General features: G+C 49.7%; 17 protein-coding genes. 10 read left to right on the forward strand and 7 right to left on the reverse strand.

What is annotated here, in order from left to right:
• Positions 1-247 precede the first annotated feature (247 nt).
• The gene (locus EOS97_RS00950; protein ID WP_000705581.1) at positions 248-1,450 is read right to left on the reverse strand and encodes a mandelate racemase/muconate lactonizing enzyme family protein; all 1,203 of its coding nucleotides are present in this window, start codon (positions 1,448-1,450) and stop codon (positions 248-250) included.
• A gap of 14 nt (positions 1,451-1,464) precedes the next feature.
• Positions 1,465-2,790 (reverse strand): MFS transporter, encoded by a 1,326-nt coding sequence (locus tag EOS97_RS00955; RefSeq protein ID WP_000098078.1) that lies wholly within the window; start codon positions 2,788-2,790, stop codon positions 1,465-1,467.
• Positions 2,791-2,839: 49 nt separating this feature from the next.
• Here EOS97_RS00955 and EOS97_RS00960 point away from each other — a divergent pair, with 49 nt between their 5' ends.
• From EOS97_RS00960 to yfaE, 5 genes are all read left to right on the forward strand, one after another.
• Positions 2,840-3,724, forward strand: coding sequence for a GntR family transcriptional regulator (locus tag EOS97_RS00960; protein WP_000944714.1), 885 nt, complete (start codon positions 2,840-2,842; stop codon positions 3,722-3,724).
• 82 nt (positions 3,725-3,806) lie between these two features.
• Positions 3,807-4,535 carry a bifunctional 2-polyprenyl-6-hydroxyphenol methylase/3-demethylubiquinol 3-O-methyltransferase UbiG gene (gene ubiG / locus EOS97_RS00965; protein ID WP_001091009.1) on the forward strand — a complete coding sequence of 243 codons (729 nt, stop codon included), beginning with the start codon at positions 3,807-3,809 and terminating at the stop codon, positions 4,533-4,535.
• Between the two features lie 355 nt (positions 4,536-4,890).
• Positions 4,891-7,176, forward strand: a complete 2,286-nt coding sequence (gene nrdA, locus EOS97_RS00970; RefSeq protein WP_001076494.1) for a class 1a ribonucleoside-diphosphate reductase subunit alpha — start codon at positions 4,891-4,893, stop codon at positions 7,174-7,176.
• Positions 7,177-7,288: 112 nt separating this feature from the next.
• Positions 7,289-8,419, forward strand: a complete 1,131-nt coding sequence (gene nrdB, locus EOS97_RS00975) for a class Ia ribonucleoside-diphosphate reductase subunit beta (RefSeq protein WP_000332026.1) — start codon at positions 7,289-7,291, stop codon at positions 8,417-8,419.
• A complete protein-coding gene (gene yfaE, locus EOS97_RS00980; protein WP_000533921.1) occupies positions 8,419-8,673 on the forward strand; it encodes a ferredoxin-like diferric-tyrosyl radical cofactor maintenance protein YfaE in 255 nt (84 codons plus the stop codon). Before nrdB ends, yfaE begins: the two co-directional genes overlap by 1 nt.
• Before the next feature lies 1 nt (position 8,674).
• Here yfaE and EOS97_RS00985 read toward each other — a convergent pair whose 3' ends face one another.
• Complete coding sequence (locus EOS97_RS00985) at positions 8,675-9,865, reverse strand: MFS transporter (protein WP_000660236.1); 1,191 nt, start codon at positions 9,863-9,865, stop codon at positions 8,675-8,677.
• 161 nt (positions 9,866-10,026) lie between these two features.
• On the opposite strand from EOS97_RS00985, the gene EOS97_RS00990 reads away from it, so the two are divergent.
• On the forward strand, positions 10,027-10,905 hold the full coding sequence (locus EOS97_RS00990) for a LysR family transcriptional regulator (protein WP_000176727.1): 879 nt from the start codon (positions 10,027-10,029) through the stop codon (positions 10,903-10,905).
• Between the two features lie 115 nt (positions 10,906-11,020).
• On the opposite strand, the gene glpQ is transcribed toward EOS97_RS00990, so the two are convergent.
• Together glpQ and glpT are read right to left on the reverse strand one after the other, a co-directional pair.
• Positions 11,021-12,091: a glycerophosphodiester phosphodiesterase gene (gene glpQ, locus EOS97_RS00995; RefSeq protein ID WP_000858952.1), complete on the reverse strand. Its 1,071-nt coding sequence runs from the start codon at positions 12,089-12,091 to the stop codon at positions 11,021-11,023.
• A gap of 4 nt (positions 12,092-12,095) precedes the next feature.
• Positions 12,096-13,454, reverse strand: a complete 1,359-nt coding sequence (gene glpT, locus EOS97_RS01000; RefSeq protein WP_000948739.1) for a glycerol-3-phosphate transporter — start codon at positions 13,452-13,454, stop codon at positions 12,096-12,098.
• 271 nt (positions 13,455-13,725) lie between these two features.
• Here glpT and glpA point away from each other — a divergent pair, with 271 nt between their 5' ends.
• The 4 genes from glpA (at position 13,726) to sseL (ending at position 19,238) form a co-directional block, all read left to right on the forward strand.
• A complete protein-coding gene (glpA, locus tag EOS97_RS01005) occupies positions 13,726-15,354 on the forward strand; it encodes an anaerobic glycerol-3-phosphate dehydrogenase subunit A (protein ID WP_000857207.1) in 1,629 nt (542 codons plus the stop codon).
• A complete protein-coding gene (glpB, locus tag EOS97_RS01010) occupies positions 15,344-16,603 on the forward strand; it encodes a glycerol-3-phosphate dehydrogenase subunit GlpB (protein ID WP_000667152.1) in 1,260 nt (419 codons plus the stop codon). Before glpA ends, glpB begins: the two co-directional genes overlap by 11 nt.
• The gene (gene glpC / locus EOS97_RS01015; RefSeq protein WP_001285729.1) at positions 16,600-17,790 is read left to right on the forward strand and encodes an anaerobic glycerol-3-phosphate dehydrogenase subunit GlpC; all 1,191 of its coding nucleotides are present in this window, start codon (positions 16,600-16,602) and stop codon (positions 17,788-17,790) included. The genes glpB and glpC overlap by 4 nt, the downstream gene beginning before the upstream one ends.
• Before the next feature lie 425 nt (positions 17,791-18,215).
• A complete protein-coding gene (gene sseL, locus EOS97_RS01025) occupies positions 18,216-19,238 on the forward strand; it encodes an SPI-2 type III secretion system effector deubiquitinase SseL (protein ID WP_001017726.1) in 1,023 nt (340 codons plus the stop codon).
• A 120-nt stretch (positions 19,239-19,358) separates the two neighbouring features.
• Here sseL and EOS97_RS01030 read toward each other — a convergent pair whose 3' ends face one another.
• Together EOS97_RS01030 and yfaU are read right to left on the reverse strand one after the other, a co-directional pair.
• The gene (locus EOS97_RS01030; protein ID WP_001112766.1) at positions 19,359-19,535 is read right to left on the reverse strand and encodes a hypothetical protein; all 177 of its coding nucleotides are present in this window, start codon (positions 19,533-19,535) and stop codon (positions 19,359-19,361) included.
• 5 nt (positions 19,536-19,540) lie between these two features.
• On the reverse strand, positions 19,541-20,344 hold the full coding sequence (gene yfaU, locus EOS97_RS01035; RefSeq protein WP_000992941.1) for a 2-keto-3-deoxy-L-rhamnonate aldolase: 804 nt from the start codon (positions 20,342-20,344) through the stop codon (positions 19,541-19,543).
• Between the last annotated feature and the right edge of the window lie 11 nt (positions 20,345-20,355).

Here is a 20,355-nt window from a genome sequence, read left to right on the forward strand (position 1 = left end):
TCAGAGGCGACACAGGGGAGATCGGGGCCTGGCCAGGAAGAGGCTGGAAAATCAATACCTCCCGTGTATACCCGTCATACTTCAAGTTTCATGTGCGTTGGCGGCAAGTTACTCGGCCCATCCCTGGGCCTCGCCCCGTCGGGGTTAGCGCAAGCGCTGTTCAAGACGGTTAACCATTTTATCCTGCAACTCGAATTATTTAGGGGATATGCCGGGAGGCATAAACCATAATCAGTATCACCAGATGCTATTTAATCACATAGGCCAGGTATTCTTTCACTACCTCATCGTTTAATTCCTGACCCAATCCGGGCTGTTCCGGCGCGACATAATAGCCATTTTCCGGTTGATAATCGTGGGTACAAAGTTCCCGAATAGATGCTTTCATCGCATTGGTATGATGCTCATGAATAATAAAGTTGGGAATTGCTGTTTCCATATGCAGCGCGGCTACCGTGGAAACAGGACCGCCGCAAACATGCACCTGTACAGTGGTGTCATAAATATTAGCATAGTCACAGATTTTCTTTCCTTCGGTAATTCCGCCGCAGAGACACAAATCAGGTTGCGCTACGGCAATAGACTGCTTCTCCAGTAATTCCCTGTATCCCCATCTTGTGTAGGAACGCTCGCCAGTGGCGATTGGAATCGTTGTTGAACGGGAAACTTTCTGCATATTATCAGAATTTAATGGATGAATCGGTTCTTCATAAAGAAAGATACGATACTTTTCTATCGCCTTCGCAAATTGAATAGCTGAGTTTGTACCGAGAAGAGAATGGATTTCCACGATAATATCAGCATCATCCCCCATTGCTTCACGCATAGCGGCAATTCGCGCTTCCCCCATTTTTAATTGATCGGCCAGTAACAATCCTGAATAGTTACGATTTTTATTCTGAAAAACACAGTCATCGCCATTACGATCGATTTCGAGTGGATCCACTTTAATCGCATCATATCCATCGTCAAGAGCCGCACGCGCCGCCTCAGCATATTCATCAGGTGTCACTAATATCTGGCGTTTATCCCCCCAACCAAATTGTAACTGACTAGCATAGGTTCTTAATTTTTCATTAGTTTTCCCGCCAAGGAGCTGATAAACAGGTACACCTAAATATTTACCTTTGATATCCCAAAGAGCAATATCAATAGCGCTCATTCCGGCATAAAAAACGTTCCCGCCCCCCATCCCCCAAAAAGTCTTTCTGAAAAAGAACTCCCAAATTTTTTCGATATTTAGTGGATCTTCACCCACAATCAATGGCGCCAGATCTCTGATGATCCCTACGCCAGCTTTAGCGCCTGCGCCATAGGCCAGTCCTACTTCGCCAATACCACTTAATCCTGAGTCGGTATTCACCCGAATAAGTACTGGATTATAGGAGGACATCGTTTGATCTCTTTTTTTTAATTCACAGTCAAAAACTTCAATAGACGTAATTTTCATAATTTCTCCATTTATCAGGTTCGTGATACAACATTTGTTTGTTGGCTTTTTTCTTTTTTCACATCAATTTTCATTAACGCCAGAACGGCTACCGCAGCGAAGCAAAGTATTGCCTCTACAATAAATATTCCTGTCGCACCATAATGAGTAGAAACGAATCCCAGTGATTTATTAATCAGGAATCCGCCAAGACTTGAACATGAGTTAATAAACGCAATGCTGATAGCCAACCCTGACGGCGACAATAATGCAGAAGGCAGCGCCCAGTAAGGTCCGTAATAGCTGAGGATCCCAACACCATAGAACGTTAGCCCCAGCATTCTCAACGACATTGAGGGGACAAGAGCAATCATCAGAAAACCACAGCCTGCCAGAAACATGGGTAATGCAGCATGCCATTTTCGTTCATTCTTTTTATCGGAATGCCAGCCCCACCAGGGCATGCTGAACATAGCGAAAATAAACGGAATACTCATGATTAAACCAACGTCAGTATCCGTAAAATCAGCTGAAAATCCCTTCACCAACCCCGGCAACCAGTAGTTTGCCGCCAGAGCAGCCGCCTGAATCAACATGTAGGCGAAAGAAAGCTGAAGCAAAACTGGATTTTTGATTACGGAAAGAAAGGATGAGTTGGTATTTTTATTTAATGCAGCTGCGGTTTCATTGTCAGTACGTAATTTATTAACTAAGGCCGATATCTGCTGTGGCGTAAGCCATTTAGCCTTTTCTGGACTGTCAGGCAGTAAATAAAATGTCAGGATGCCAAGGAATACGGTAGGGATACCTTCAATAGCAAAAAGCCAGCGCCAGCCTTCATAATCCGGGGTATTCAAATGCTCGATGATCCAACCAGACATCGGTGCAGCCAATACCGATGCAACAGCAATAGATAACATGAAGAAACTATTGACTTTTCCGCGTTCACGAGCCGGGAACCAGCATGCAAGATAATAAACCATGCCCGGGAAAAAGCCAGCTTCAAATACCCCCAAAAAAATGCGAGCCAGCAAAATATGTTGAGTATCTTTAGCAAAAAAAATCAGCCCTGTTACCGCTCCCCAGCCGATAATAATGGAACTAATCCATTTTCTTGCACCAAGCTTTTGCAAGCCAATGCTACTCGGAATTTGAAAGATTAAATATGATATGAAGAATATAGAAGAAATATTAGCGAAATCCTCAGGCGTAATACCGAGAGATTCATTCATGCGTAATGCAGCAAACCCAATATTGACACGATCCATATAGTTAAAAAAGTAAAGAATAAAGGCCAAAGGAATGATTTTCCTTTTTACAATACGAATTGCATCGTATAAATTTTCTTGTGGACTACTCATTTTGCATCACCTTTTATGATTCAATGAATAAGGGTATTGACCGGAATCGATGTTACGTAAAAAACAATACAATTCAAAAGCTAATGTGTCATATCTGATATATCAGCAAGCAAACTTAATGAAATATACAATAACAACAATAAAGTATGTAAATTTTCTTATATCTGATATATTAGATCCGTTAATTTTGAATAAATTAATTACAATGGAGCCGGGTTTAACCATGGAGGAGAAGAAAATGAAAAATAGATTAAAGCGTGACTTTAGTCACATATCAATTGAAATACCCAAATCCATCACCCAGGTGATTAAAGAGAAAATAAGGGAGATGATTATCCATGGCGATTTCGATCTTGGGCAAGCGATCAGTGAAAATGAACTATCAAATATTCTGATGGTAAGTAAAACACCAATTCGTGAAGCTTTTATTTGGCTGAGCTATAATGAAAACTTGGTCAACATCATTCCCCGCAGTGGGACATTTGTTTTTTCTGTCACCGACGAGGATATCAATGATCTCATCAAAATGAGGGTTATCCTTGAACAGGGCGCAATTCGTGAAGCGATGGAGAAAAATGCTAACAATGTCATAGTCGAATTAAGCAATATTTTATCGAAGTCAGCAAAAATTAATGCAGAGCGAGATACGCAAGCTTATCTCAAACTGGATCATGATTTTCATTATGTTTTTGTGAAATATGCCGATAATAAATACATTTCACAAGCACACCTGTTGATCTCAGCACGTTTATTGGCAATTCGCTACAGACTGGATTTTACCGCTGAATATATCACCAGCTCTAACCGTGGACATGCCACTATTTTGGATATGTTAAAAAACAACAACGTCGAGGGCGTCTGTAATTTTATCACGCACCACATCGGTAGCGGTTTTACAGAACGCGCAAGAAAACTTCTTGCGCTGAAAGCGTAATAAAGACGGCAGTAGATATAACGCAGCGACTTTGCACCTGCTATACTGCCCCGATAGATCAATAGCGGAATCTCATGTACTCATGAACACTGAAAAACCGTCGGTAGCTCACAACGTTGACCATAATGAAATCGCCAAATTCGAAGCCGTCGCGTCGCGCTGGTGGGATCTGGAGGGCGAATTCAAGCCATTGCATCGCATCAACCCTCTACGCCTTGGCTACATTACTGAGCGCTCAGGCGGCCTGTTTGGTAAAAAGGTACTCGACGTCGGCTGCGGCGGAGGCATTCTGGCGGAAAGTATGGCACGCGAAGGCGCTACCGTTACCGGGTTGGATATGGGCTTTGAGCCTTTGCAGGTCGCCAAACTGCATGCGCTGGAAAGCGGCATCGAGGTAGAGTACGTGCAGGAGACGGTTGAGGAACATGCGGCAAAACACGCCCAGCAATACGACGTCGTCACCTGTATGGAAATGCTGGAGCATGTTCCCGATCCGCAATCGGTCGTCCACGCCTGCGCCCAACTGGTTAAACCCGGCGGCGAGGTGTTCTTCTCAACGTTGAACCGCAATGGAAAATCCTGGCTGATGGCGGTCGTCGGCGCTGAGTATATTCTGCGCATGGTGCCAAAAGGCACGCACGACGTGAAGAAATTCATTAAGCCTGCTGAACTGTTAAGCTGGGTAGATGAAACCGTCCTGAAAGAGCAACATATCACCGGGCTGCACTACAACCCGATAACCAATACTTTCAAACTCGGTCCCGGAGTAGACGTTAACTACATGTTGCATACCCGCGCTAAAAAAGCCTGACATCAAAGAATTTTCCTATAAGGGTTGCGTTAGATCATCGGGCGCAACCTTTCTCTTCGATGAAGAAATCAGCATTCGATCAAATTTTGATTTTTTTTTATGAATTGTTGACATCCTCTCCAGGCCTTATCAGACGCGCATTTAGCGATTCTTACGCTTTTGCAACCGCAATTTAACGCCAAAATCAACTCTTGTACTCAAAAGAATCCCTACTAGAATACTCACCATATAGCGTTTCACTTATCGATTACCCCCTATATATAGTATTTATCCACAGAGTTAGTCACAACGTAGCGTTGTGGATAAGCGGGGGGATATTTTTCTTTCACGGACAGGTAAACAGGTAGAAAACCACATGAATCAGAGTCTGCTGGTGACAAAGCGTGACGGCCGTACTGAGCGCATCAATCTCGACAAAATTCATCGCGTGCTTGATTGGGCGGCAGAAGGACTGAATAACGTATCGGTTTCTCAGGTCGAGCTACGCTCGCATATTCAGTTTTATGATGGGATTAAGACCTCCGATATCCATGAAACTATCATTAAGGCCGCCGCAGACCTGATCTCTCGCGATGCGCCGGATTATCAATACCTGGCTGCGCGTCTGGCGATTTTCCACCTGCGTAAGAAAGCCTTCGGCCAGTTTGAGCCGCCCGCACTTTACCACCATGTGGTAAAAATGGTTGAGCTTGGCAAATACGACAATCATCTGCTGGAAGACTACACGGAAGAAGAGTTCAAGCAGATGGATTCGTTTATCGTTCACGATCGCGATATGACCTTCTCCTACGCTGCCGTTAAGCAGCTGGAAGGGAAATATCTGGTGCAAAACCGCGTGACCGGCGAAATCTATGAAAGCGCACAGTTCCTCTACATTCTGGTAGCGGCCTGCCTGTTCTCGAACTACCCGCGTGAAACGCGTCTTGACTATGTAAAACGTTTTTACGATGCGGTCTCTACGTTCAAAATCTCGCTGCCGACGCCCATCATGTCCGGTGTGCGTACCCCAACCCGTCAGTTCAGCTCCTGCGTACTGATCGAGTGTGGCGACAGTCTGGATTCCATCAACGCCACCTCCAGCGCTATCGTGAAATACGTTTCTCAGCGCGCCGGTATCGGTATCAACGCTGGCCGCATTCGTGCGCTGGGCAGCCCGATTCGTGGCGGCGAAGCGTTCCACACCGGCTGTATTCCGTTCTACAAGCACTTCCAGACGGCGGTGAAATCCTGCTCGCAGGGCGGCGTGCGCGGCGGCGCGGCGACACTGTTCTATCCGATGTGGCACCTGGAAGTGGAAAGCCTGCTGGTGCTGAAAAACAACCGCGGCGTGGAAGGCAACCGCGTACGTCACATGGATTACGGCGTACAGATCAACAAACTGATGTATACCCGCCTGCTGAAGGGCGGCGACATTACGCTGTTCAGTCCGTCCGATGTACCCGGGCTATACGATGCGTTCTTCGCCGACCAGGACGAATTCGAACGCCTGTACGTGAAATATGAAAACGACGACAGCATCCGCAAACAGCGTGTGAAAGCGGTCGAACTGTTCTCGCTGATGATGCAGGAACGCGCCTCTACCGGTCGTATCTATATCCAGAACGTTGACCACTGCAATACTCACAGTCCGTTCGATCCGGTTGTCGCCCCGGTACGCCAGTCTAACCTGTGTCTGGAGATTGCCCTGCCGACCAAACCGCTGAACGATGTCAACGATGAAAACGGCGAAATTGCGTTGTGTACGCTGTCTGCATTCAACCTGGGCGCCATTAAAACTCTGGACGAGCTGGAAGAACTGGCTATTCTGGCAGTACGCGCTTTGGATGCTCTGCTCGATTATCAGGATTACCCGATTCCGGCTGCCAAACGCGGCGCAATGGGCCGTCGTACGCTGGGCATTGGCGTGATTAACTTCGCCTACTGGCTGGCGAAAAACGGTAAACGTTATTCCGACGGCAGCGCCAATAATCTGACGCATAAAACCTTCGAAGCCATTCAGTACTATCTGCTTAAAGCGTCCAACGAACTGGCGAAAGAGCAAGGCGCCTGCCCATGGTTCAACGAAACCACCTATGCAAAAGGCATTTTGCCGATCGACACCTACAAAAAAGATCTGGATGCGATCGTCAACGAACCGCTGCACTACGACTGGGAACAGCTGCGTGAGTCGATCAAAACCCACGGTCTGCGTAACTCCACGCTATCGGCGCTAATGCCGTCGGAAACGTCGTCCCAGATCTCCAACGCCACCAACGGCATTGAGCCGCCGCGCGGCTACGTCAGCATCAAGGCCTCGAAAGACGGTATTTTGCGTCAGGTCGTGCCGGATTATGAGCATCTGAAAGACGCTTACGAACTGTTGTGGGAGATGCCGAACAACGACGGTTATCTGCAACTGGTGGGTATCATGCAGAAGTTTATCGATCAGTCGATTTCCGCCAATACCAACTACGATCCGTCACGTTTCCCGTCAGGAAAAGTGCCGATGCAGCAACTGCTGAAAGATTTGCTCACCGCGTATAAGTTTGGCGTGAAAACGCTGTACTATCAAAATACCCGCGACGGCGCGGAAGATGCGCAGGACGATTTGGCGCCTTCTATTCAGGACGATGGCTGCGAAAGCGGCGCTTGTAAGATCTGATGAATAGTGCCGGGTAGCGCTATGCTTACCCGGCCTACGATTGTACGGTTTGTAGGCCGGATAAGGCGCTTGCGCCGCCATCCGGCGCTCATCCCATAAAGGATTCACTTCAATGGCATACACCACTTTTTCACAGACGAAAAACGATCAGCTCAAGGAACCCATGTTCTTTGGCCAGCCGGTCAACGTTGCACGCTATGACCAGCAGAAATATGACATCTTCGAAAAACTGATCGAAAAGCAGCTCTCTTTCTTCTGGCGTCCGGAAGAGGTCGACGTCTCCCGCGATCGTATCGATTATCAGGCGTTGCCGGAGCACGAAAAACATATCTTCATCAGCAACCTCAAATACCAGACGCTGCTGGATTCCATTCAGGGACGTAGCCCGAACGTCGCCCTGCTGCCGCTCATTTCCATCCCGGAGCTGGAGACGTGGGTAGAGACCTGGGCGTTTTCTGAGACGATTCACTCACGATCCTACACCCACATTATTCGTAACATCGTCAACGATCCGGCTGTCGTTTTTGACGATATCGTGACCAATGAGCAAATTCAGAAGCGCGCCGAAGGGATCTCCGCCTACTACGACGAACTTATTGAGATGACCAGTTACTGGCACCTGCTCGGTGAAGGCACCCATACCGTTAATGGCAAAACGGTTGTCGTGAATCTGCGTGAGCTGAAGAAAAAACTGTATCTGTGCCTGATGAGCGTGAACGCGCTGGAAGCCATTCGCTTCTACGTCAGCTTCGCCTGCTCTTTCGCATTTGCCGAGCGTGAACTGATGGAAGGCAACGCCAAAATTATCCGTCTGATCGCCCGTGACGAAGCTCTGCATCTGACCGGCACGCAACATATGCTGAACCTGTTGCGTAGCGGCGTGGACGACCCGGAGATGGCGGAAATCGCCGAAGAGTGTAAACAGGAATGTTATGACCTGTTCGTGCAGGCGGCGCAGCAGGAAAAAGAGTGGGCGGACTATCTGTTCCGCGACGGTTCGATGATCGGCCTGAATAAAGATATCCTGTGTCAATACGTTGAATATATTACTAATATTCGTATGCAGGCGGTAGGGCTGGATCTGCCGTTCCAGACCCGCTCTAACCCAATCCCGTGGATCAATACCTGGCTGGTGTCCGATAACGTTCAGGTCGCGCCACAGGAAGTGGAAGTTAGCTCTTATCTGGTCGGACAAATCGATTCGGAAGTCGATACCGACGATCTGAGTAATTTCCAGCTCTGATGGGACGCGTCACGCTGCGTATCACTGGCACACAACTGCTGTGCCAGGATGAACACCCTTCTCTGCTGGCCGCGCTGGAATCGCATAACGTTGAGGTGGAGTATCAGTGCCGCGAAGGTTATTGCGGCTCCTGTCGTACCCGACTGGTTGCCGGTCAGGTTGACTGGATTACGGAACCTTTAGCGTTTATCCAGCCGGGAGAGATTTTGCCCTGCTGCTGCAGGGCAAAAGGCGATATCGAAATCGAGATGTAACTCAGTGCAACTCGCTGGTGGAAACCAAAGGCATCACGCCACGTTTTTTCATCTGCACGGCATACAGTGCGCCAGCGAGTACCACCAGCACCGCGCCAGCGACATAAATCATACGATAGCCAACCGACTCAACCATCATTCCCATGATAAAGGCGCCAATCGCCATTCCGGCATCCATCGCGTTAAAGAACAGTGAATTCGCCACGCCGATTTTATGCGGTTCAACCGAGCTGATAATTTGCGTCTGGAAAACCGGCGTGACCGAACCGTAGCCGATACCGATGAGACCGCCGGAAATAATCATCATGATGCTGCCATTGGTGTAGCCCAGCGCCACCAGACCGATGGTAAAAGCCAACAGGCATGGGAAAACAACATATTTCGGCCCTTTTTTATCACAAATATTCCCGGTGAAGGTACGGCATATCATCAGGAAAATCGCGTAGCACAGCAGGAAATTACTGGCCGCCGCCATTAAATCCAGCTCACGCGCATACAGCGCCAGGAAAGCCGATACGCCGGCATAGGAGAAAGTCATAAAAAAGGTGACCAGCGCAAAAGGCAAGGCGGCGCGGTCAAACATCGCGGCAAAACCCAGATTCGGTTTCGAACCATCGGCATGACGAATTACCGGAGGGACCGTCACAATCAGGGAAAGTACAATCCCTAACGCCGCTACAGCGGAACAAAGCCAGAATGCGGCAGTGAACGCGTTCCAGCGGGCCATATTCAAACCGATCCACGGTCCTACGACCATCGCAAGGCCCATCGCTAAAGAGAAAAAGCTGATGCCCTCTCCACGTCGGGAGGCCGGAATTAACCGCGCTGAAATAGTTCCTTTTACCGTGGTAATAACACCAAACGTAATCCCATGAAGTACGCGGATAAAGAGCAGCGACTCGATAGAATGGCAAACCGGATACAGCGCGGTAATCACCAAAAAAGCCAGAGAAGAGAGCACCAGAATCTTTTTATTCGAATATTTTCCCACCCACTGTCCGGCAAATGGCCGAATAACAATTGCCGCGGCCAGGAAACATGTCACTAACAGCCCGGCCTTATCTGCAGAAGCATGCAGGTGGTCAGCGATATAAATGGGTAATAAAGTTAGCAGTACATAAAAAACAAAAAAGATAATAAAACTGACTATGGTGATTGCCCAAAAATCCTTCGTCCATAATTTTTCTTTCATTCTTAACGACCCGTTCAGATGGCGCACGCAGGCAACGCTCAGCTCAACTGAACACCTATCAGGTGCGTCAAAATGTGATGTATTCGATAGAATCACAGTATAAACAAGTGCACTCTATTAGAAAAATTAATCGTTTTAATTATATTGATTAGGTTTTACTAATGACGCTAACCCAAATCCACGCCCTGCTTGCCGTACTGGAGTACGGCGGATTTACCGAAGCCAGCAAACGGCTATACATGACGCAATCCGCCGTCAGCCAGGCCATCTCCGCGCTTGAGGAGGAGCTCGGCGTTGACATATTGATTCGTGAGCGTCGTAAAGAGATTGAGCTTACCGCCGCCGGTAGCCGCATCGTCAGGCACTTACGCGCGATCCAGCGCGACGTCAACGCGGTAAAAGAGATTGCCGAACAAGAAAAAAAGAACCCGGCCCGTACGCTACGGATTGGCTGTTTTCCCAGCGCCTGCGCCTGCATTTTACCCGGCGTCATTCGCTATTTTGAAAGCCATCATTCAAATGTAAAAATTATCCCCTATGAAGAGAACAGTACGGCTATTATTGATTCGCTGCAGGACGGAAGTATTGATGCCGGTTTCGTTCCTTTTCCGGTCAACGGTATGTATTGCGTCCCCATTTACCGAGATAAATTCACCGTAGTGGTGCCTGAAAATCATCCCCTGGCGGCCAATAGTACAGTCACGGTCGAAGAACTGATGGACGAACCACTTATTGTCAGTAAAGGTCGTTATGAATTAAGCATTATGGCGTTGTTTAAAGAAAAGGGTATTGAGCCGATATTTAAATATGAATTTAACCATCCCGATACTGCGCTGAATTTTATTCGCCAGGGATTAGGTATCGCCTTATTGCCAGAATTAACCTTAAAAGCCACGACAGGAAAATTATGCTCAGTGGCGCTGGAACCCACCTTTTATCGACAAATTTCCCTGTTAGCAAAAGAACCGCCGGTAGAAGGAAGTCCGTTATTTTTATTACAAAAATGTATGGAAACACTGACCGATGAGGGGTTGCTATAAAACAACCCCGCCTGATGGCATTGCGTTTACCAGACTTATGCTGGCAAACGTTGCGCCAGGCCGGATGAGGCGTTTATGCCCTCATCCGGCGCGTCACTTCGACTATGGCAAACCTTTAGTCATTTTTTTGCAGGAACATGACCGCCTTATCCGGGAAGTCAGTGAACAGCCCGTCGACGCCCGCCTTGTTATACAGGATGTCGTACAACTGATTGACGTCTGTGGCATAGTCCGGCAATTGATCGGCACGCACAGTGTAAGGATGCACTACCATCTTATTCTGATGCGCGTCTTGCACCATTCCAGTCAGCTTGATATTCCCTTTCGTTGAGCCTTCCGCGACCAGCATATGGTAATCCGGACCAATACCGTCCGCATATTCCGCCACCTGCTTCATAGCGCCCGGCTTAAACATCCAGTCGTAGTTGTAATTTACCCAACGACCGTCCGGCTGTTTCTGCTGTGTTTCATTCCAGTCGGTATACGCAATAAGTTGAACCAGATTGAGATCCATCCCCATTTTGGGTTCCAGTTCATTCTTAATACGTTTCAGCTCAGCGACATCAAAACACTGCAAATAGACATTGTCCTGCTTGCCGGTGTAACCATACTTCTTCAGCACTTCCAGCGTTTTCGCGGCAATATCTTTCCCTTCCTGATGATGGAACCACGGCGCTTTAATTTCCGGATAAATACCGATATTTTTACCGGTAGAGTGATTTAATCCCTGAACGAATTCAATTTCCTCTTCAAAGGTATGAATGCGGAAATCAGATTTTCCCATCGGGAAACGGCCCGGATAAGTTTGTACTTTTTTGCCGTTTTCAATATCAAACCCTTCGGTAAACTTCAGGGATTTAATTTCATCCAGCGTAAAATCGATAGCGTAATAGCGCCCATCTTTACGCGCCCGGTCCGGAAAACGATCAGCGACGTCAGTTACCCGGTCAAGGTAGTGGTCATGGAGGACGACCAGATGGTCGTCCTTTGTCATCACTAAATCTTGTTCCAGATAATCTGCCCCTTGCGCATACGCCATCGCTTTCGCCGGTAGCGTATGCTCCGGCAGATAACCGCTGGCGCCACGGTGGGCGATAACGACTTTTTCAGCCGCCACGGCGCCGCTTCCGATGGTCATTCCTGCCAACATTAACGCCACGCTAAGGTTTTTCAGTGTGGTTTTCATGTTATTAGCCTCCGTTGCGTTTTAACTGCAGCTCATCATGATGGCGTTTTTCACCAATCATCACGACCACCAGCAGGATTACCGCCAGAATGCTGCCGCCAATCATCACCATAAAGCCGCCATCCCAACCGAAGAAGTCAACGGTATAACCCACAATGGCGCTTGCAGCGACAGAACCGCCCAGGTAACCAAACAGACCGGTAAAGCCCGCCGCCGTACCCGCCGCTTTTTTCGGCGCCAGTTCCAGCGCGTGCAGACCGATCAACATTACCGGGCCGTAGATCAGGAAGCCGATGATAATCATACAAGCCATATCAACGTTCGGGTTTCCTGCCGGGTTCATCCAGTAAACGATGGTCGCGATAGTCACCAGGGTCATAAAGAACACGCCGGTCGCACCGCGGTTGCCGCGGAAGACTTTATCCGACATCCAGCCACACAGCAGCGTGCCCGGAATACCCGCGTATTCATACAGGAAGTAGGCCCAGGAGGATTTATCCAGTGCGAAATGCTTCACTTCTTTCAGGTAGGTCGGCGACCAGTCGAGGATGCCGTAGCGCAGCAGATAAACAAACACGTTGGCGATAGCGATGTACCACAACAGTTTGTTTGGCAGTACGTACTGCATGAAGATCTGCTTCGCAGTCAGCTCTTCTTCCGCTTTTTCGTTGTAGTCGTCCGGATAGTCGTTTTTATACTCTTCGATAGGTGGCAGACCGCAGGATTGCGGCGTATCGCGCATCATTGCGAAAGCGAACAGCGCCACCACAATCGCGCCAAAGGCTGGCATATAGAGCGCCGCTTTCCAGTCGTTAAACCACGCCATCCCCAGCAGGAACAGCAGTGGCGGGATCCCGCCGCCGACGTTATGCGCACAGTTCCAGACCGACACAATGCCGCCGCGTTCTTTCTGCGACCACCAGTGAACCATCGTACGTCCGCACGGCGGCCACCCCATCCCCTGGAACCAGCCGCAAAGGAACAACAGTACAAACATCACGGCGATGCTGGATGTCGCCCACGGTACAAAGCCCATAAACAACATGACTGCTGCGGCCAGAATCAACCCTGCCGGCAGAAAAACGCGCGGATTCGAGCGATCGGACACCGAACCCATTATAAATTTCGAAAAACCATAAGCGATGGAAATCCCGGACAGCGCAAAGCCCAGATCGCCGCGTGAAAAACCTTGTTCTACCAGGTAGGGCATCGCGAGGGCAAAGTTCTTGCGCACCAGATAATACGCGGCATAGCCAAAGAATATCCCCAGGAAAATCTGCCAGCGTAATCGGCGATAGGTCGGATCAATCTCCGCCGCTGGCAAGCGCGCTTTATGCGGCGCTGGTTTAAAAATACTCAACATATTGTAGCCTCCGTGGCCCGTATTTTATTTAGAGGTAAACACCGCAGTTCGTTCAAACAACCCCGCTGCTCCCAGTGTGGCCGGGATGTTAAGTAAAGATACGTCACGTTAATGTGAATTACAGCACATATTGTTACAGTTTTATGACTAATGTTCAGAAAGGCGCACGAAATCACGTTCATTTTCGAATAGTGAGCGATTATGCGCGAAATCAAACATTCCATATGATTTGTATGGCTAAATGATAAAAAACGAACTGTGAGGAAAAACAATGAAAACTCGCGACTCGCAAGCAAGTGACGTGATTATCATTGGCGGTGGAGCAACAGGCGCAGGGATCGCCCGCGACTGCGCGCTGCGCGGTTTACGTGTCATTCTGGTGGAGCGGCATGATATAGCGACTGGCGCAACCGGGCGTAACCACGGGCTGCTGCACAGCGGCGCTCGTTATGCGGTTACCGACGCGGAATCCGCGCGCGAGTGCATTAGTGAAAACCAGATTTTAAAACGGATCGCCCGCCATTGCGTCGAACCGACGGATGGTCTGTTTATTACGTTGCCGGAAGATGATCTTGCGTTTCAGGCCACCTTTATTCGCGCCTGTGAAGCGGCAGGCATTCGCGCTGAAGCCATCGATCCGCAGCAGGCTCGCATCATCGAACCTTCCGTTAACCCTGCGCTCATCGGTGCGGTAAAAGTGCCGGATGGCACCGTGGACCCTTTCCGCCTTACCGCCGCCAATATGCTGGATGCCAGAGAACATGGCGCAATCGTGTTAACGGCGCATGAAGTGACCGGGCTCATTCGTGAAGGCGCAACGGTCTGCGGCGTCCATGTGCGCAACCATCTCACTGGCGAAACCCAGACGCTTCACGCGCCGGTGGTGGTCAATGCGGCTGGTATCTGGGGGCAACGGATCGCCGAATACGCCGACCTGAGTATTCGCATGTTCCCGGCGAAAGGCTCGCTGTTGATCATGGACCATCGGATCAACCAGCATGTCATTAACCGCTGCCGGAAACCATCGGATGCCGACATTCTGGTACCTGGCGATACGATTTCATTGATCGGCACCACCTCTACCCATATTGATTACAATGAGATAGACAGCAACCGCGTCACCGCAGATGAAGTCGATATCCTGCTGCGTGAAGGGGAAAAACTGGCCCCTGTCATGGCGAAGACGCGTATTCTGCGCGCGTATTCCGGCGTCCGCCCGCTGGTGGCCAGCGATGACGATCCCAGCGGTCGTAACGTCAGCCGCGGTATTGTGTTGTTCGACCACGCCGAACGCGACGGGCTTGAAGGCTTTATTACCATTACCGGCGGGAAGCTAATGACTTACCGCCTGATGGCGGAATGGGCGACCGATGCCGTGTGCCGCAAGTTGGGCAATACTCGCCCCTGCATCACGGCGGATACGCCGTTGCCTGGCTCAAAAGAGTCTACGGAACATACGCTGAAACGCATTATCTCGCTTCCCGCGCCGCTACGCGGATCGGCGGTTTATCGGCATGGCGATCGCACGCCGGGGTGGCTGAGTGAAGGCCGCCAACACCGTAGCCTGGTCTGTGAATGCGAGGCCGTCACGGCGGGGGAAGTGCAGTATGCCGTCGAAAACTTAACCGTGAATAGCCTGCTGGATCTGCGCCGTCGCACCCGCGTAGGGATGGGCACTTGCCAGGGCGAGCTATGCGCCTGCCGCGCGGCCGGGCTATTGCAGCGTTTTAATGTGACGACCGCGGCGCAATCTATTACGCAACTCTCTGAATTTCTGAATGAGCGCTGGAAAGGCGTACAACCTGTCGCCTGGGGAGACGCGCTGCGCGAAAGCGAATTCACGCGCTGGGTTTATCAGGGATTATGCGGTCTGGAGAAGGAGCACCAGGATGAAATTTGATACGGTTATTATGGGCGGCGGTCTCGCCGGTTTGCTATGCGGACTGCAACTCCAGCAGCATGGATTACGCTGCGCCATCGTCACCCGCGGACAAAGCGCGCTGCATTTTTCCTCCGGCTCGCTGGATCTACTCAGCGCCCTGCCCGACGGCCAACCGGTAACCGACATTACCGCCGGGCTTGATGCGCTGCGCCGCCAGGCGCCTGAACATCCTTATTCGCGTTTAGGCGCGCAAAAAGTCCTTACGCTGGCGCAACAGGCGCAAACGCTACTTAACGCCAGCGGCGCGCAGTTATACGGCGACGTACAGCAGGCGCACCAGCGTGTCACGCCGCTTGGCACATTGCGTTCAACCTGGCTTAGCTCGCCGGAAGTACCGGTCTGGCCGTTATCCGCACAGCGAATTTGCGTCGTCGGCGTTAGCGGATTACTGGATTTCCAGGCGCACCTTGCGGCAGCGTCGCTGCGCCAACGCGACCTCAACGTGGAAACCGCAGAAATCGACCTTCCGGAACTGGACGTACTGCGTGATAACCCGACGGAATTTCGCGCGGTCAATATTGCGCGTCTACTTGATAACGAAGAAAAATGGCCACTGCTGTACGACGCGCTGTCGCCAATAGCGACAAACTGCGACATGATCATCATGCCCGCCTGTTTCGGGCTGGCGAACGATACGCTGTGGCGCTGGCTTAACGAACGTCTGCCCTGCGCGCTCACGCTGCTGCCGACGCTGCCGCCATCGGTGCTCGGTATTCGTCTGCACAATCAACTCCAGCGCCAGTTTGTCCGTCAGGGCGGCATCTGGATGCCGGGCGATGAAGTGAAGAAAGTCACCTGCCGTCGCGGTACCGTGAGCGAAATATGGACCCGCAACCATGCCGATATCCCACTGCGCCCGCGTTTTGCCGTACTTGCCAGCGGTAGCTTCTTTAGTAGCGGTCTGGTTGCCGAGCGTGAAGGGATCCGCGAACCTATTTTAGGGCTCGACGTACAGCAAACGGCCACCCGCGCCGAATGGTATCAACAACATTTCTTCGACCCACAGCCCTGGCAGCAGTTTGGCGTCGTGACGGATGACGCTTTCCGCCCCTCCCTTGCGGGCAACACGGTAGAAAATCTGTATGCAATAGGTTCTGTGCTGGCGGGATTCGATCCTATAGCTGAGGGATGCGGCGGCGGCGTCTGCGCAGTCAGCGCCCTCCAGGCCGCGCACCATATCGCTGAGCGTGCAGGAGAACAGCAATGAGCGACACACGTTTTGAAAGTTGTATTAAATGTACGGTGTGCACCACCGCGTGCCCGGTCAGCCGCGTTAATCCTGGCTACCCTGGCCCTAAACAGGCCGGACCGGATGGCGAACGCCTGCGTCTGAAAGACGGCGCCCTGTATGATGAGGCGCTGAAATATTGCATTAACTGCAAACGGTGTGAGGTCGCCTGTCCGTCGGACGTGAAGATTGGCGATATCATCCAGCGCGCCCGCGCGAAATACGATACGACGCGCCCGTCATTGCGTAACTTTATTCTCAGCCATACCGATCTGATGGGCAGCGTTTCAACGCCGTTCGCGCCGGTGGTCAATACCGCCACCGCATTAAAGCCAGTGCGCCAGTTGCTTGATTACGCGCTCAAAATCGATCATCGCCGCACCTTACCAAAATACTCTTTCGGCACCTTCCGCCGCTGGTATCGTAGCGTGGCGGCGCAGCAGGCTAAATACAAAGATCAGGTCGCCTTTTTCCATGGCTGTTTTGTGAATTACAACCATCCGCAGCTCGGAAAAGATCTGATTAAGGTGCTGAACGCAATGGGTACCGGAGTACAGTTATTGAGTAAAGAGAAGTGTTGCGGCGTACCGCTGATCGCTAACGGTTTTACGGATAAAGCTCGCAAGCAGGCTATCAGCAATGTAGAGTCGCTACGCGAGGCGATTGCCGTCAAAGGTATTCCGGTCATCGCCACGTCATCCACCTGTACGTTTGCGTTGCGCGATGAATATCCTGAAGTGCTGGACGTGGACAACGCCGGGCTGCGCGAACATATCGAGCTGGCCACCCGCTGGCTATGGCGCAAACTGGATGCCGGGAAAACGCTGCCGCTTAATTCTTTGCCGCTGAAAGTGGTCTACCATACGCCGTGTCATATGGAAAAAATGGGCTGGACGCTTTACACGCTTGAATTATTGCGGCAAATTCCGGGGCTTGAATTGACGGTACTTGATTCACAGTGCTGCGGCATTGCCGGTACGTATGGATTTAAAAAGGAAAACTATCCGACATCACAGTCCATCGGCGCGCCGCTGTTCCGCCAGATTGAAGAGAGCGGCGCCGACATTGTCGTCACCGATTGTGAAACCTGTAAGTGGCAAATTGAGATGTCTACAAGCAAACGCTGCGAACACCCCATTACGCTACTGGCCCAGGCGCTCGGCTAAGTAAAAAGCGCCGGAGTCCCTCCGGCGCTATTACCCTACTCACCAGGGACGATTTTCCATCAGACATATACCCTTCATACTTCAAGTTGCTTATGTGTTGGCTACGGATTATTTTGGGTATAAACGCGGATGTCTCTTTGCAATAACCTGCCCTATTTGGTTAACCATGACCGCTAACCCATGGTGGCATGACAGATAACGACGTTACTGTGTATAGAGCAATATCTCTTGTATCGACGCGTTACCAGCCCCCTTTAAAGAGAGGGATAACTAAATATCCCCAATAATAATTGAGTGTTATGTGAATAATAAGAAAATCAGGTCTATGCCTGATTTAATATATCCCCCACTAATAATAATATTTTTACAAATAATTATAAATTACATCATATTCGCTACTTTCACCTATCAGGAAACAGAGCAAAATGAATATATGTGTAAATTCACTTTACCGATTGAGCATATCGCAATTTCACAGCCTATATGCAGGAGAGGTGAGCGATGAGACGCTTGCGTTGTTGCTTAGCTCAGTAGAGAACGGTGATCAGAATTGTATTGATCTGTTATGCAATCTTGCGTTACGCAACGATGACCTGGGACATAGAGTTGAGAAATTTCTTTTTGAACTCTTTAGCGGAAAAAGATCGGGCTCACCAGATATAGATAAAAAAATCAATCAGGCTTGCCTTGTATTACATCAAATCGCCAATAACGATATAACAAAAAATAATACTGAGTGGAAAAAGCTACATGCCCCTTCCAGATTACTTTATATGGCCGGTTCCGCGACAACCGACCTTTCTAAAAAAATAGAAATAGCACATAAAATTATGGGCAACCAGTTCGCTCAGACAGATAAAGAACAGGTTGGAGTTGAAAATCTTTGGTGTGGTGTGCGAATGATGTCGTCAGATGAGCTGGCAGCTGCAACGCAAGGTCTGGTTCAAGAATCACCTTTTCTCTCGGTAAACTATCCCATTGGGCTTATTCATCCTACCACCAAAGAAAATATATTAAGCACTCAGCTACTTGAAAAGATTGCTCAATCAGGATTATGTGAAAATGAAATCTTTCTGATAAATACAGGAGATCACTGGCTTCTCTGTTTATTTTATAAACTTGCAGAAAAAATAAAATGTCTCATATTTAACAGTTATCATGATTTAAATGAAAATACTAAGCAAGAGATTATAGAAGCAGCAAAGATTGCAGGTATATCAGAAAGCGATGAGGTTAATTTTATCGAAATTAATTTACAGAATAATGTACCCAACGGCTGTGGTCTATTTTGTTACCATGCAATTCAACTCTTATCGAATGCCGGACAAAACGATCCTGTTACCACACTACGAGAATTTGCGGAAAATTTCTTAACGCTTCCAGTAGAGGAACAAACACTATTTAACACCCAAACCCGGCGACAAATATATGAATACAGTCTCCAGTAATGGTGAGTACTTAGAGCCTATCCCATTAGGCTCTTATCCTGAAATGATGCTCTGCGAAGAATTTATAAGCCATATAAACCAATTTGAGGATGGGAAGGCCAGGCCTTCCCACTAAAAGTTCTATGCCGTCAATGATTCAACCACGTCTATCCAGCCATGCTCGCTGGTAATGTCCTCGCCATTAAGCCAGCGGCGCAGCATATTTAGCGCCATCATCGCGCAGACCTCCTGACGTATTGCCAGACTATACCGATTGGCGCTAAAACGTACGCGTAAGGCATACGTGCCATCCGGCATTTTTCTCAATAACTACGTTTTGCCGTGCTTACTGACTGAACAGATTTAAACATCGCCAACCTGCTGTCCAGCGCCTCGGTGTAGAGCATCGTATCTACCCCGACCGCGACAAAATTCGCGCCCCACGCCAGACATTTCTGCGCCATTGCCGGATCGACCGCCAGAAAACCCGCCGCTTTTCCGGCGGCGCGAATACGATAAATACACGCTTCAATGATCCGCTGCACTTCCGGGTGTCCGGCATTATCGGGGTAACCCAATGAAGCAGAGAGATCTGCCGGACCGATAAAGACGCCATCAATGCCTTCAACCTCCAGAATCGCGTCAAGGTTTTCCAGCGCCACTTTGCTTTCAACCTGCACCAACAGGCAGAGCGACTCATTGGCCTGTGCCATATAGTTGTCGATTCTCCCCCAGCGCGCCGCACGCGCCACGCTCGCGCCAACGCCTCGTTGCCCCAACGGCGGGTATCGGGTAGCGGAAACGACCTGGCGCGCCTGTTCTGCGGTGTCAACCATCGGGATCAGTAGCGTTTGCGCCCCGATGTCCAGTACCTGTTTAATGAGCGCTTTACTTCCCTCGATCGGGCGAATCACCGGCTGGCTGGCGTATGGAGCGATGGCCTGTAACTGATGATACAAGTCCTGCACCGTATTAGGCGCGTGCTCGCCATCTATTAACAACCAGTCATAACCCGACGTCGCCGCAATCTCCGCCATATAAGAGGTGGTTGAACTGAGCCACAAACCAATTTGCGTATCCCCTTTACGTAATCCTTCTTTAAAAGGATTTGATAACAATGCGTTCATAGCGATCCTTA

The sequence above is a fragment of the Salmonella sp. SSDFZ54 genome (assembly GCF_004010735.1).
GTDB classification, from domain to species: Bacteria; Pseudomonadota; Gammaproteobacteria; order Enterobacterales; family Enterobacteriaceae; genus Salmonella; species Salmonella enterica.

Coding starts and splice junctions, on each gene's coding strand:
- EOS97_RS00950 (WP_000705581.1), bottom strand. CDS start 1,450: ATGAAAATTACGTCTATTGAAGTTTTTGACTGTGAATTAAAAAAAAGA.
- EOS97_RS00955 (WP_000098078.1), bottom strand. CDS start 2,790: ATGAGTAGTCCACAAGAAAATTTATACGATGCAATTCGTATTGTAAAA.
- EOS97_RS00960 (WP_000944714.1), top strand. CDS start 2,840: ATGTTACGTAAAAAACAATACAATTCAAAAGCTAATGTGTCATATCTG.
- ubiG (WP_001091009.1), top strand. CDS start 3,807: ATGAACACTGAAAAACCGTCGGTAGCTCACAACGTTGACCATAATGAA.
- nrdA (WP_001076494.1), top strand. CDS start 4,891: ATGAATCAGAGTCTGCTGGTGACAAAGCGTGACGGCCGTACTGAGCGC.
- nrdB (WP_000332026.1), top strand. CDS start 7,289: ATGGCATACACCACTTTTTCACAGACGAAAAACGATCAGCTCAAGGAA.
- yfaE (WP_000533921.1), top strand. CDS start 8,419: ATGGGACGCGTCACGCTGCGTATCACTGGCACACAACTGCTGTGCCAG.
- EOS97_RS00985 (WP_000660236.1), bottom strand. CDS start 9,865: ATGAAAGAAAAATTATGGACGAAGGATTTTTGGGCAATCACCATAGTC.
- EOS97_RS00990 (WP_000176727.1), top strand. CDS start 10,027: ATGACGCTAACCCAAATCCACGCCCTGCTTGCCGTACTGGAGTACGGC.
- glpQ (WP_000858952.1), bottom strand. CDS start 12,091: ATGAAAACCACACTGAAAAACCTTAGCGTGGCGTTAATGTTGGCAGGA.
- glpT (WP_000948739.1), bottom strand. CDS start 13,454: ATGTTGAGTATTTTTAAACCAGCGCCGCATAAAGCGCGCTTGCCAGCG.
- glpA (WP_000857207.1), top strand. CDS start 13,726: ATGAAAACTCGCGACTCGCAAGCAAGTGACGTGATTATCATTGGCGGT.
- glpB (WP_000667152.1), top strand. CDS start 15,344: ATGAAATTTGATACGGTTATTATGGGCGGCGGTCTCGCCGGTTTGCTA.
- glpC (WP_001285729.1), top strand. CDS start 16,600: ATGAGCGACACACGTTTTGAAAGTTGTATTAAATGTACGGTGTGCACC.
- sseL (WP_001017726.1), top strand. CDS start 18,216: ATGAATATATGTGTAAATTCACTTTACCGATTGAGCATATCGCAATTT.
- EOS97_RS01030 (WP_001112766.1), bottom strand. CDS start 19,535: ATGCCGGATGGCACGTATGCCTTACGCGTACGTTTTAGCGCCAATCGG.
- yfaU (WP_000992941.1), bottom strand. CDS start 20,344: ATGAACGCATTGTTATCAAATCCTTTTAAAGAAGGATTACGTAAAGGG.